Source organism: Congzhengia sp. (genome assembly GCF_037235575.1).
Lineage (GTDB): Bacteria > Bacillota > Clostridia > UBA1381 > UBA9506 > Congzhengia > Congzhengia minquanensis.
The window spans coordinates 12,259-24,573 of the sequence record NZ_JAXUNN010000021.1 but is presented as its reverse complement, the minus strand read 5'-3'; the positions used below and the strand labels follow the sequence as shown (position 1 = coordinate 24,573).

The 12,315-nt window shown below is 44.0% G+C and carries 15 protein-coding genes; 6 read left to right on the top strand and 9 right to left on the bottom strand.

All coding sequences use genetic code 11. From position 1 onward, the window contains the following. Positions 1-6 precede the first annotated feature (6 nt). The 5 genes from WIG73_RS03810 to WIG73_RS03790 all read right to left on the bottom strand — a co-directional run bounded on the left by WIG73_RS03810 (position 7) and on the right by WIG73_RS03790 (position 2,724). Complete coding sequence (locus tag WIG73_RS03810) at positions 7-249, bottom strand: (2Fe-2S) ferredoxin domain-containing protein (RefSeq protein WP_177677707.1); 243 nt, start codon at positions 247-249, stop codon at positions 7-9. A gap of 188 nt (positions 250-437) precedes the next feature. Continuing rightward, positions 438-902 (bottom strand): HD domain-containing protein, encoded by a 465-nt coding sequence (locus WIG73_RS03805; protein ID WP_337399355.1) that lies wholly within the window; start codon positions 900-902, stop codon positions 438-440. Positions 903-932: 30 nt separating this feature from the next. Next, positions 933-1,493, bottom strand: a complete 561-nt coding sequence (locus WIG73_RS03800; RefSeq protein WP_337399354.1) for a chromate transporter — start codon at positions 1,491-1,493, stop codon at positions 933-935. Then, on the bottom strand, positions 1,490-2,038 hold the full coding sequence (locus WIG73_RS03795; RefSeq protein ID WP_337399352.1) for a chromate transporter: 549 nt from the start codon (positions 2,036-2,038) through the stop codon (positions 1,490-1,492). Before WIG73_RS03795 ends, WIG73_RS03800 begins: the two co-directional genes overlap by 4 nt. Positions 2,039-2,040: 2 nt before the next feature. Then, entirely contained in the window at positions 2,041-2,724 is a 684-nt protein-coding gene (locus WIG73_RS03790; RefSeq protein ID WP_337399351.1) for a polysaccharide deacetylase family protein, read from the bottom strand. Between the two features lie 133 nt (positions 2,725-2,857). On the opposite strand from WIG73_RS03790, the gene aroB reads away from it, so the two are divergent. Then, complete coding sequence (gene aroB, locus WIG73_RS03785; RefSeq protein ID WP_337399377.1) at positions 2,858-3,925, top strand: 3-dehydroquinate synthase; 1,068 nt, start codon at positions 2,858-2,860, stop codon at positions 3,923-3,925. 38 nt (positions 3,926-3,963) lie between these two features. Here aroB and WIG73_RS03780 read toward each other — a convergent pair whose 3' ends face one another. Beyond that, on the bottom strand, positions 3,964-4,407 hold the full coding sequence (locus tag WIG73_RS03780) for a hypothetical protein (protein WP_337399350.1): 444 nt from the start codon (positions 4,405-4,407) through the stop codon (positions 3,964-3,966). A gap of 70 nt (positions 4,408-4,477) precedes the next feature. Beyond that, positions 4,478-5,326: a patatin family protein gene (locus WIG73_RS03775; protein WP_337399349.1), complete on the bottom strand. Its 849-nt coding sequence runs from the start codon at positions 5,324-5,326 to the stop codon at positions 4,478-4,480. 119 nt (positions 5,327-5,445) lie between these two features. Here WIG73_RS03775 and WIG73_RS03770 point away from each other — a divergent pair, with 119 nt between their 5' ends. After that, positions 5,446-5,628, top strand: coding sequence for a hypothetical protein (locus WIG73_RS03770; protein ID WP_249313007.1), 183 nt, complete (start codon positions 5,446-5,448; stop codon positions 5,626-5,628). A 16-nt stretch (positions 5,629-5,644) separates the two neighbouring features. Beyond that, complete coding sequence (locus WIG73_RS03765; RefSeq protein WP_177678558.1) at positions 5,645-5,893, top strand: spore coat protein; 249 nt, start codon at positions 5,645-5,647, stop codon at positions 5,891-5,893. A gap of 44 nt (positions 5,894-5,937) precedes the next feature. Here the strand turns inward: WIG73_RS03765 and WIG73_RS03760 are convergent, their stop codons facing one another. Beyond that, positions 5,938-6,789, bottom strand: coding sequence for a polysaccharide deacetylase family protein (locus tag WIG73_RS03760; protein ID WP_337399348.1), 852 nt, complete (start codon positions 6,787-6,789; stop codon positions 5,938-5,940). A gap of 161 nt (positions 6,790-6,950) precedes the next feature. Here WIG73_RS03760 and pdaA point away from each other — a divergent pair, with 161 nt between their 5' ends. The 3 genes from pdaA to WIG73_RS03745 all read left to right on the top strand — a co-directional run bounded on the left by pdaA (position 6,951) and on the right by WIG73_RS03745 (position 9,598). Further along, entirely contained in the window at positions 6,951-7,808 is an 858-nt protein-coding gene (gene pdaA, locus WIG73_RS03755) for a delta-lactam-biosynthetic de-N-acetylase (protein WP_249313012.1), read from the top strand. A gap of 56 nt (positions 7,809-7,864) precedes the next feature. Further along, on the top strand, positions 7,865-9,079 hold the full coding sequence (gene spoIVB / locus WIG73_RS03750) for a SpoIVB peptidase (RefSeq protein WP_249313013.1): 1,215 nt from the start codon (positions 7,865-7,867) through the stop codon (positions 9,077-9,079). Between the two features lie 267 nt (positions 9,080-9,346). Further along, positions 9,347-9,598: a helix-turn-helix transcriptional regulator gene (locus tag WIG73_RS03745; protein WP_177679992.1), complete on the top strand. Its 252-nt coding sequence runs from the start codon at positions 9,347-9,349 to the stop codon at positions 9,596-9,598. 47 nt (positions 9,599-9,645) lie between these two features. Here the strand turns inward: WIG73_RS03745 and WIG73_RS03740 are convergent, their stop codons facing one another. Next, a complete protein-coding gene (locus tag WIG73_RS03740; protein ID WP_337399345.1) occupies positions 9,646-12,171 on the bottom strand; it encodes an AMP-binding protein in 2,526 nt (841 codons plus the stop codon). Between the last annotated feature and the right edge of the window lie 144 nt (positions 12,172-12,315).

The following is a 12,315-nucleotide window of genomic DNA, read 5'->3' as shown; positions in this document are numbered from 1 at the left end:
AAGGATTTATTTTACGGTTTCTAATATTTGTGTTTCAAAAAAGTCTTTCACAGTTTCCGGCTTCACAGAAAAAAGCTCGCCGTCAACCGTTACGCTAACGCCGTTTACACAGTTTTGCATGCAAAACGCGCCGGAAAGCTCCACCTTATCCTGCAAATTATGTTCGTTTACCAGGTCTTGCAGCTGTTCAATAATAGGGCGCGACCCTTTCAAGTGACAGGAACTTCCGATGCAAATTGTAACTTTCATGAATTCGTCCTCCTAAATGCTATTCTAAATTTATGACATACATATACCCTCTATATACCATTGTAACGTATTTCAACCGTTTTTTCAACATATTTATGCTAAAAAACAAAAAATTATGACAAAAAAATAACGAGCAAAAGAAAACCCGGGCAAACCGCATGAAAAAGCGGTCTCCCGGGTGAGTTTGCTTAGTTAAAAATTGGAATTTTTAAAGAAAAAGTTTCGGCGACTGCGCTTATTTTGTCTGCAATGCACACAATGAAGCCCTCCTTATGTTTCGGCGGAATGAGATTCAGCGGAAACATGTGCCGCACGATAATGTTTTTTTCAATGGCGTTCAGATCAAAATCGCGGGAAGCGTTTCTGAGCGCGCATTTTGCATGGGTAAATCCGTGAAAGTTGTGCCATCGGCCGGCGGTGTGCCAGTCGTACATAAAATAGTCGTGCAGCAGCGCCCCGCGAACCAGATTTTTTTTGTTGACGTCGATATGAAATTTAAAAGCCAAATAAAGGCTTAAGCATGCCACGTTGTAGGAATGTTCAAAAATGCTTGTGCAGCCGTGCTGAATGTGTTTCTTTTCCGCTTGCATGCAGTCAGAGGAGAGAATGTCGCCTCCATACTGTTCTACTAATGTTTCTACATATTTTTCCAAAGTCATACGTTCCACCTGTTTTAGATTTATTTAAAGTTTCAGTAAAGCACCCAATATGCCTGCAAGAATGATATAAAATATGGGGTGCAGTTTTAGTTTGTTCGTTAAAATTAAAAAGATGAAAAATAAAATAGCCGCCCGAACATCTAACGACGCAAAAACGGTCTGTATCTGGCCGTTAAAATCATTGAGCACTGCCGAACCAATCAGCCCTAAAGCCACCGACGCAATCATGCCGGTCGTTGCTGGACGCACACCGTACAATGCATGTTCAACATACAGATTATTTTTAAATTTGTCAAACATTTTTCCAATTATTAGAATCGTTATCACTGACGGTGCAACCAAACCTATGGTTGAGCAAACCGCGCCAAAAATTCCTGCCACCGCATAACCCGCATAGGTTGCCACATTCACGCCTATGGGGCCGGGGGTAGATTCCGATATGGCAATCATGTCTGACAAAAACTCTTTCGTAAACCAACCCAGCCGGTCAGACATCTCATATAAAAATGGTACTGTGGCAAGCCCGCCGCCAATGGCAAACAACCCGGTTTTAAAAAATTCAAACAGCAGTTGGAGGAAAATCATTTTGCATTTCCTCCCTTTTTGCCGCGCTTAAAAAGCAGGCCTGCACATGCGCCGGCAATCACAAAATAAATCGGTGAGAGCTGAAAGAAGAAAGAGAGCAGGCAGGAGCAAACGGCGATACAGAGACAAATCTTATCCTGCACCGCAGATTTACCTATGGTAAACACAGCGTTTACCACCAGCACGGCAACAATAATCCGAATGCCGCCGAAAATGTGGCCGGTGATTTCATATTGTGCAAAGTTTTTTAAAAACCGGGCAATGATGATGATTATGATAAAGGAGGGGACTACAACGCCCAGCGTTGCCCAGATTCCGCCCCAAGCGCCGCTTGCCTTTCGGCCCACAAAGGTAGCTACATTTACGGCAATGGCCCCGGGAGTGCACTGAGACAGGGCAAAATAGTCTACCAGCTCCTCTTCGGTGCACCAATTTTTGCGCTGGCAAAGCTCAACCTTCATAAGCTCCAGCATGGCATAACCGCCGCCAAAGGTAAATGCACCGATTTTAAAGAAAGCGGCAAACAGCTGCAACAATTTTTTCATTGTCAAATCATCCCAAAGTGTTCAAACACTTCCCGGTTTGTGCCATAGAAAATATCGTCTTTACTGCCCATCATTTTGCAGAAGCGTTCCATGCGCTCCCAGCCGTTCTCTATGTCAAACTCATAGCTGTGTCCCCAAACATAAAATATCTGCGGTTTGTCCGGGGTGAGGCGTAAAAACTGCTCTCCCAGCTCAAACAGCTTTTCATCTGCATGGTGGCACGTTGCGTTATAGCGCAGCATATCCTGTTCTAAGTCGAAGCTGTGGGTCACAGCGGTTGTGCGCGCATATTTTAAGCCTGCGTTATGAATTACCTCCACCGATTCGTCCGTATATGCGCCAAAGGCATAGGCCATGCCGCAAATGTCGGTTTGAAACAGTTTTTCTAAGTTTTTCTTGTCTTCGACAATTTCTATTTCCGTCTTCAAACGGTCTGCGTCTTTTAAATTGATGTGGTTAAGACCGTGAACTGCAATTTCATGCCCCTTATAAAGCGTGTTCAGCCCCTCTGAATTCATTCTGTAAACGGGGACGATATCTTTGTAATACCACGGTTTATCGTGCTTTTGAATTCCGCTGTTTAAGTTAAAGGTACCTTTTAAGCCAAATTTATTAAAAATTTCAAGCAGTTTCCTGTCCTGTTCTACGCCGTCGTCATAGCTGAACGTCAGTGCTTTTTGAATCATGTTCGTCACTCCTGGTGCTTTTTTTTCATTATATCACGTTTTTTCTTCTGCGTCAACAAATCAATCTGGTTGAAATTTCAGCCAAAATGTGATAAAATAAATACCGAAATACTGAAAGAAAGGCTTGACAATGATGAAAACGCTCCATGTAACCGTACCAAACCATGAATATGATATTTTAATTGGAAAAAATATATTAAACCAGGCGGCGGAATATGTGAAAAATGTTTCGAATCCTGCAAAAATTATGATTGTAACGGATGAAAACGTTAACCGGTTTTATGGGGAACGGCTTATCAATTCCTTAGAGCAGATTGCAGATGTAAAAACCGTTGTGCTTCCGGCAGGCGAAACCACAAAATCGCTGGACTTTCTAAAGCAGCTTTATGACGCAGCTTTCGATTTCGGCATGACGCGGGCTGATTTAATGGTAGCTCTCGGCGGCGGTGTGGTGGGTGACCTTGCGGGCTTTTGTGCGTCAACGCTATTTCGCGGAGTTGATGTTATTCAAATTCCCACAACCCTCCTGGCCCAGGTAGACAGCTCCGTAGGAGGAAAAACCGCCATCGACGTGCCTCAGGGCAAAAATTTGGTAGGCACATTCTATCAGCCGAAACAGGTTATCATTGACACGGAAACGTTAAAAACGCTGCCGGGCAAGGAATTTGCAAGCGGTTTGGCCGAAGTCATAAAATATGGTGCGATTTGGGACAAAGCGCTGTTTTCACGGCTTGAAGAAGCAGAAGGCAAAGATGCGCTGTTGGAAAACATTGCAGATATTGTGTTCACCTGCTGCGACATTAAACGGCAGGTGGTGGAAATAGACGAACATGACACCGGCTTAAGAATGATTTTAAATTTCGGCCACACCGCAGGGCACATTGTGGAAAAGGCTTATCATTACACGGGCTACACCCATGGTCAAGCGGTGGCCTTTGGAATGATTGTTGCATCGCGCCTTGGTGAGAAAATGGGCCGTACTGCACCGGGAACCGCAGAAAGAGTTTTAAAACTTATTAAGAAAAATGGCCTGCCCACCGCAATTGACATAGAGGAACAGCAGCTTATGGGCGCGGCTTTAGACAAAAAGGCAACTGGCAGCAGCATCAGCGTAATTTTGTTAAAAGAAATTGGAAAATGTGAAATTTACAAAATGCCGGTTACAGAATTTGCTGACAGGTGTAAAGAGATTTGGAAATAATAAAAAGCCGCACAAATTTTTGTGCGGCTTTTTATTATTTAAATTCCGTCCGTCACAGTGTTGGATGCATCTTCAAACGGTTGAACGCTCACATATGCCTCGTCTGCCGTGCGAATCATGGAGGCAAGCATTTGAAATGTTATTTCGGGAACCGTTTCACTGGTTGCAGGCACGTCAATTTCACAAATAACAACCCGGGTGGGGTCGAGAGAAAACCTTGCCCATTTATATCTGCGGTTTAATTCGTTCAAAACTTTAAGGCATTCGACGGTTTTCCCCTCTTGAATTTTTTCAATTCCACATTGAACACTTGCTTCAAATCCGTTTGTATACATAAAAATGGCAATGTTAATCGGCTGCAAGTGCTTTCCGTTGAATCCCAAGGTGATGGCATCGGCCTTTCCGGCATAATTTTCAGTTAAGGTAACCTTCAGTTTTTTCCGTCTGAGAAGTTCTAAAAATTTTTTTGTAGATTGAACCATGTCCCTCTCCTTATGCGTTTGCTTTTTTACTGGGCATCATTACCAATTATATTATAATGAATAAAAAAAATCAAGTGGCATACGCTTTAATCTGATTCAAATTTTCTTTCACAAACCGAAATCCATCGTCATACATTTCTTTGAGCTTCTTGGGATCAGATTCCGTTCTGCGCCAGCCTGCGGTGTTTTGTGGGGCAATGATGAAGGCCTTGCCCTCCTTTTCCAGCTCCAGCAAACGGCGGTGGGACTGGTTGTAGTTTTCTGTTCTTGCCTTTAAAGCCTGTGTGAAAAGCGGATATTTGCGGTATTTAAAAGCTGCAAGCTTCAGCGCAGGCTCTTCTTTTTTTATATAGTTTTTTTCTCGCGTTAGAATTACCAAATTCTTGGTGCAGCCGTCTGAAAGAGCCTTTTCAATGGGAACAGAGTCGGTAATTCCGCCGTCCATATAGAGATTGTTTCCAATTTTTACAGGCTGAAACAAAATCGGCAGCGCGCAGGTGGCAATTAAAACCGCCCAGGATTTATCGTCGCCGGGAATGTTTAAATATTCCGTTTTTCCTGTGTTCAGGTTTGTTACCGCGGCATAGACGTTTTTGCTGTATTTTTGATATGTATCATAGTCGAACGGGAGATGAACGTTGGGCATATCGTCAAACACAAATTGAATGTTATAGTAGCTTTTGTTGCTGCGGTTTAGCAAATGGCGCGGTCCCATATACCGTTTGTCGGGAAAATATTTCATTCCGATTTCCAGGCTGCGCTCTTTTTGGCGCGAAACATACGACACCCCGTTGGCTATTCCGGCAGATGCACCAATGACATAGTCTGCAAAAATGTTTTCCTCCATCAGTGCGTCCATTGCGCCTACGGAAAAATAGGTTCTGCTGGCGCCGCCCTCCAAAACCAGTCCAAGTTTCATAAATTGTCAGCTCCTGTTTTTTTCTGTTCATTCATTATATCACAAAATTTTGAATAAAAAAAGGGGGGCCGGAAAAAATATGAAAGCAAAGAAAATTTTAAATCAGGAGGTAAAATGTTATGTCACCAAAAGAATTGCTTTATGTTGAAGATGTGTTGGGTCACGAAAAACAAATGAAAACTGCCTGCTCAGATTTTGCAAGCCAAATTCAGGACCCGGAGCTGAAAAGTTTTGTTCAGGGATTATCCTCAAAACACCAGGAAACATTCGGAAAAATTTATAATTTATTATCATCAAACTAATTAAGGAGGCATTTACATGGAAGACAGAGTCATTATGGATAACATTTTAACCGCAACAAAGGGCGCGTGCGATTTACTGATGCACGGCACCATAGAATCGTCTACGCCCGCAGTGCACAGCGCATTTAAAATGTCGCTGGACGAATGCTTGGCAATGCAGAACGAAATTTATACAAAAATGTCTGATAAAGGCTGGTATCCCCAGGAAAAAGCAGAGCAGCAGAAAATTGACAAAGCGAAACAGAAGTTTAACAGTATGCAATAAAAAATATGCCCGGGGCAAACCTGCCCCCGGGCATATTTTATTATTTAATATCGCTTTAAAGCTTCAAACCGATAGCCTTCGCCCTGAAAATATTCAATCAGACCGGGAAGCGCGTCAGCCGTAGCCTGCTTTGCTCCAGCGTCGTGCATTAAAATGGTAAGCGAATCTGACCCGGAGGATTTTGCTGTTTTTTTCGCTTTTTCAATTAAATTAGCAGGAACCGGACTCCTGGTTTCTGCGTCTCCCGTTAAACAGTTCCAGTTTACAAACGGAACATTTTCCTCAATTAAAACATTTTTAAATTCTGCCCGCTGCTCCCGGAACGCCCCCCCTGGGAAACGAAAAATATTGGTAAAAGCGTCTTCTCCCACAATGTTTGTTAAAACGTCTTTTGCTTTGTTCACTTCTTCTCTAAAATTTTCTAAGCTTCCATACACATAGCTGTAATCGTGGGAATAGGTGTGGCTGGCAATGGTATGTCCCTCGTCGGCCGCACGTTTCACTGTGTCCGGATACTGCTCCGCATTTTTTGCAATAATGAAAAACGTTGCTTTTACATTATATTGTTTTAAAATATCTAAAATTTGCGGCGTTACTTTGGCGGAAGGGCCATCGTCAAAGGTGAGGTAAACTACCTTGTCACCGGCCTGGGGCGGGTAAATTTCAAAATAGTCGGCCGATGGGGTGCCGTCGGGCCGCACACAGCGCCGCACTTGATATTCGGGCAGCAGGACCGCCTCATATGTATAATCGACCCCGCGGAGCGACTTGTCGTGCCGGTTCATGCAGGAGCTAAGGCCTGCGATAACCCAGACTATAATAACAAGCAAAACCAAAACCAGAACAGTGTGCTTGTTTGGTTTAAACGAATATTTTTTTCTTCTTCTAACGGCCATTTCCCACACTCCTTGCTGCAAACGTCACAAATTGTAGATTTTCCATTCTTTATGTTTATTATACATGATAATTGTTACACATTAGTTAAGTTACGTTTAAATTTAAGAATTTTTTTTTAGCAGAAGCATATAAATATAAAAAAACCTTTGGAGCATGAATGATGAATAAAAAGCTAATACTAATTTTAATGTCAATGGTTTTGTTATTGAGCGGCTGCACATCGAAAAGCGTTTTTAAAAACGAGATAACAGAAGATATAACGCCTGTTGCGGTGAATGTGCCGGCAGAGCTGAATCCGGGCAAATACAGCGAACTGCCCAACGAAAAAAACGGCTGGGGACTGAAAAAAAATAAAAATGCACCGCCGGAAATTCCTGCAAAAACAGTTGAAATTTTAAACAAATATGGTGCGGTTTACAAAGACAGCGAGCCTCATGCGCTATACCTCACGTTCGACGAGGGCTATGAAAACGGTTACACGCCGAAAATTTTAGACGTGTTAAAGGAAAACGAGGTTCCAGCTGCATTTTTTGTCACCGGTCCATATATTAAAAATCAGCCGGAATTGATAAAGCGCATGGTGGACGAGGGGCATATTGTTGGCAACCACACCATTAACCATCCCAGCATGCCGGACGTAAAAAGCGCGGAAAAACTGAAAAACGAAATTGTTGGGCTGGCCAACAGTTTTACAGAACTAACGGGACAGGAAATGAAATTTTTCCGCCCGCCCATGGGGGAATATTCCGAACGGACGCTGAGTCTGACTCAGGATTTGGGCTACACCAGCGTATTCTGGAGTTTTGCGTATAAAGACTGGGACGTAAAAAATCAAAAGGGAACAGATTATGCATATTCCCAGATAATGGACGGCGTGCACGACGGGGCAATTTTGTTGCTCCATGCTGTTTCAGAAAATAATGCCAATATATTAGACAAAGTGATAAAAGACTTAAAAACAGCAGGATACCGGTTTAAATCGTTGGATGAATTTGGAAATCATGTAAATAATAATTAGTATTTATATGCTCCTGCGGTCAATAATAAACATGCAGACCAAAAGGGAGTGATGAATTGCGGGCACATACGAAAAAGCGGGTTCAGACGTTTTTCATTTTTTTAATCATTACGGCAACAGCAATGTTCGTCGAATGTGACGTCTATTTTCCCGACAAAATTAAAATATTCTACGGCGAAAATATTGATGTGCGGGAGGGTTCACCGTACACTGTTCATATAGCTGCCTCAGGCACAATGGAAGCAAACGGCGAATATGACGCCGCGGTTAAACTGTTCGGCTTAATTCCGGTTAAAAATGTGGAAGTTGATGTTTTGCCGGCCACCGAAATAGTTCCCGGCGGAAAAACCATTGGAATTAAGCTGTTTACCCGGGGGCTGATGTGTGTGGGGACAGAAAAGCTGACAGGAGAAGGCGGGCAAACCATAGACGCGTTGAAAGATGCGGATATTAAAAACGCCGACATGATTATGCGGGTAAACGGTGCAGAGCTGCACACAGTTGAGCAGTTTGGAAAAATTGTGTCGGAGTCGGAAGGCAAGCCTCTGACGCTCTCGGTGGAACGCAGCGGAGAACAGATGGAAAAAACCTTGACGCCGGTGAAAACAAAGGACGGCTATAAGCTTGGCATTTGGGTGCGCGACTCCACAGCAGGAATTGGAACGTTAACGTTCGTAGATAAAAAAACCAATTTATATGGTGCATTGGGGCACCCCATAACAGATGTGGACACAGGCGCGCTGATGCCGGTGGAGCAGGGCAGCATTTCGGATACGAAAATTGTTGACGTGAAAAAGGGACAGCGGGGTGAACCGGGGGAACTGTGCGGCCTGTTTGATCAGAGCGGCGCAGACCGGGGCGTGATCATGAAAAACACGACGCAGGGCATTTACGGCGTTATAGAAAGCGGATATGACGTGGGTGTGTCGCAGGAACCGGTTCCTGTGGCATCGAAAGCTCAGGTTCACACCGGGAAAGCGGAAATTTATGCAAACGTGGAAGACAACAAGGTAGAAAAATTTGAAGTGGAAATTGTGAAAATTATGAAACATGCGGTGGACGATAAAAACATGGTGGTAAACGTTACCGACAAACGGCTGATTGATAAAACGGGGGGCATCGTCCAGGGAATGAGCGGAAGCCCAATCTTGCAGGACGGAAAAATTATCGGCGCCGTAACCCACGTGTTTGTGAACGACCCAAAACGGGGATATGGTGTGTTTATTGAAAATATGCTGGAGAATTTAAACGAAATTAATAAGGTGCAGTAAAAGAAGAAAAGGGCCGCTAAGGGATTATTAGCGGCCCTTTATTTTAGGGGTGACGTACCGCAGCCCGGTTATGGGGGAAAGCCGCGGCACGTCGGGGGATTATACAGTTGTCCGCCTTTGACGGACAGAAACACCTATTTTTAGATACTTTTGTCTGTCAAAGAATAAAAAAGATGCCCTTTACATATAGTATATCATAGTTGCAAGCTAATGGCAAGCTTTATTTTGCAAATTTTGTGTTAGCATTTTATGTAAAGAGGTGATGTCATGAAAGACAGAGAAGAATATTACAAAATTATCGGCAGGAACATTGCTTTTTTTCGTAAGAGAAAGCATCTTACACAGGTTGGACTTTCTATGAAAGCGAATGTTTCAAGAACGCATATTAGTCATCTCGAAGCGAAAAATGTTAACAAAGCACCGTCTTTAGACATGCTGTTCCATCTCTGCGAAATTTTAGAGATTGAGCCATATCAGTTGTTTATTGAACAAGACGAGGAAAAAGAGAAGAAAAAGTAAATCAAAAACACCGCTTTCCGTTTCAAACGGAAAGCGGTGTTTGTATTTTATGCGGTTTCTATGGAATTTGCTTTTTGTAAATTTAATTTTTCCACAGCCCAGTCGCGCATTTTATATTTTAAAATTTTACCGGCGGCGTTCATAGGAAACTCGTCAACAAAAGCAACATAGCTTGGAACCTTGTGTTTCGCCATGTGATCTAACACATATTGCTTCATTTCGTCTTCGGTGGACTCTTCGCCCGGTTTTAAAATGACACAGGCCATAATTTCCTCGCCATACTGCTCGCTGGGAACGCCGATTACCTGAACGTCCTGCACTTTCGGGTGTGTATAAATAAAGTCTTCAATTTCTTTCGGATAAATGTTTTCGCCGCCGCGAATAATCATGTCTTTAATACGGCCGGTGATTTTATAGTTTCCGTCCGGCAGTCTTCTTGCCAGGTCGCCGGTGTGAAGCCAGCCGTTTTCGTCAATTGCCGCATCGGTGGCTTCAGGCATTTTGTAATATCCCTTCATGATGTTATAGCCCCGGGCCACAAATTCGCCGTCAACGTCGTCAGGCAGGTCTTCATAGGTTTCAGGGTCTACAATTTTACATTCCACGCCATACATCGCCCGGCCAACGGTGTTTACCCGGGTTTCCAGCGAGTCGTCCGTCCAGCTCATGGTGCAGCCCGGCGACGCCTCTGTCTGCCCGTAGGTAATACAAATTTCCGGCATGTGCATTTTGTTTACAACATCTTCCATAACTTTAACCGGGCAGGGACTTCCCGCCATAATGCCTGTTCTCATGTAAGAAAAGTCGGTCTTTTCAAAGTCTTCATGCCCCAGCATGGCAATGAACATGGTGGGAACGCCGTGAAATGCCGTAATTTTTTCCTTGTTTATGCAGGCAAGCGAGCGCCGCGGCGAGAACATGGGCATAGGCGACATGGTAGTGCCGTGGGTCATAGAAGCCGTCATAGCCAGCACCATGCCGAAGCAATGGAACATGGGCACCTGAATCATCATTCTGTCTGCAGTGGACAAATCCATGCAGTCGCCAATTGCCTTGCCGTTGTTCACCACGTTGTAGTGGGTGAGCATAACACCTTTGGGGAACCCGGTTGTGCCGGAGGTATATTGCATGTTGCAAACATCATGTTTGTCAATCTGTGCGCGCCGGCGGTGAACTTCTTCAATTGGTGTTTTCTGCGCCATTGCAATGGCTTCATCCCAGGAATAACAGCCCGGCTGCTTGCTGTCAACCGTAATGATGTTTTTCAAGCACGGTAATTTTTTCGATTTTAACTCGCCTGGCTGGCTTGTTTCCAGCTCGGGACACAAGGTTTTTATAATTTCAACATAGTCGGAGTCTTTGCATTTATCAATCATAACCAGCGTGTGGGTGTCCGACTGGCGGAGCAAATATTCCGCCTCATGCACCTTATATGCGGTGTTCACCGTTACCAAAACCGCGCCGATGGTAGACGTAGCCCAAAACGTAATATACCATGCGGGAACATTTGTTGCCCAAATGGCAACATGGTCGCCTTTTTTCACGCCCATGGAAATGAGGGCGCGGGCAAAGGTATAGACGTCTTCCCGGAACTGGGGATAGGTTCTGGTGTAGTCCAGCTCTGTGTAACGGAATGCAAATTGTTCGGGAAACTCATCGCAAATCCGGTCTAAAACGTCGGGGAACGTGCAGTCAATTAAATGCTCTTTCGGCCAGGGGAATTTTCCGGTTTTGGCCTTGTTGTCATAAAGCTTGTGGGGTTCTCCCACCATGTAGTCTGACATGAAAGTAGCAAATGCAGGGAACACCACGGCCGCGTCTTCTAAGTTTTTGTTCCAGCGTTTTACCCACTCTAACGACACATAGTCGTCGTAACCGGAGATTTTTAACTGGTCTAAAATCTCAACAACCGGCACGTCGCCGTCGCCCAGAATTTTATATTGCACTGTGCCGTCCTCGTTCATCACCGAGTCCTTAATGTGCACATATTTGGTATATTTCCCAATGTTTGCAATGGTTTGCTCCGGCGTTTCATGGAAAAACCGGAACGGGTGGTGAATATCCCACAAAACCTGCACGTGGGAATTATCAACCGTTTCGATCATTTTTTTCAGGCGCGCGGTGTCTGCATACACACCGGAGGTTTCCACCAGCAGGCAAATGTTCTTTTCCTCTGCCGCCGGAATTAAGCGGCGCAGCAGACGGATTACACGCTCGTCGTCAATTTCGCCTCTGGGATCCGGGTTTAAATCGCCCAAAATTCTGACATATTTACAGTCCAATTTCGACGCTAAATCGATATAGTCAAATCCTTCTTTTAGCGCTTCGTTTTCGTCGTCTGTTCCGCCGAGGTAGCAGGAGGAGGCCAGACAGGAGATGGAAAGGTTTAGCTTTTCTAAGTTATTTAAAGTTTTTGTTAGCTGCGCATCTGTAAAGGGACGCGCTTTTAATAGATTCATTTCATTTTCAAGGCCGCGAAGCTCAATGCCGTTATACCCTAAATCCTTTGCCATAATGTAGATGTCATTCCAAGACCACTCGGGACATCCGACGGTTGAAAATGCAATTTTCATGTTCAAATCACTCCATAACTTAAAATAATTTAGAATTACCTTTCGGTAAGTTACATATTAGCATTTACAAAGTCAATAGTCAACATATTTTTTGTGAAAAACAAGATGAATGAATAAAAAAGAGCAAAAAAACGCAAATTTGAG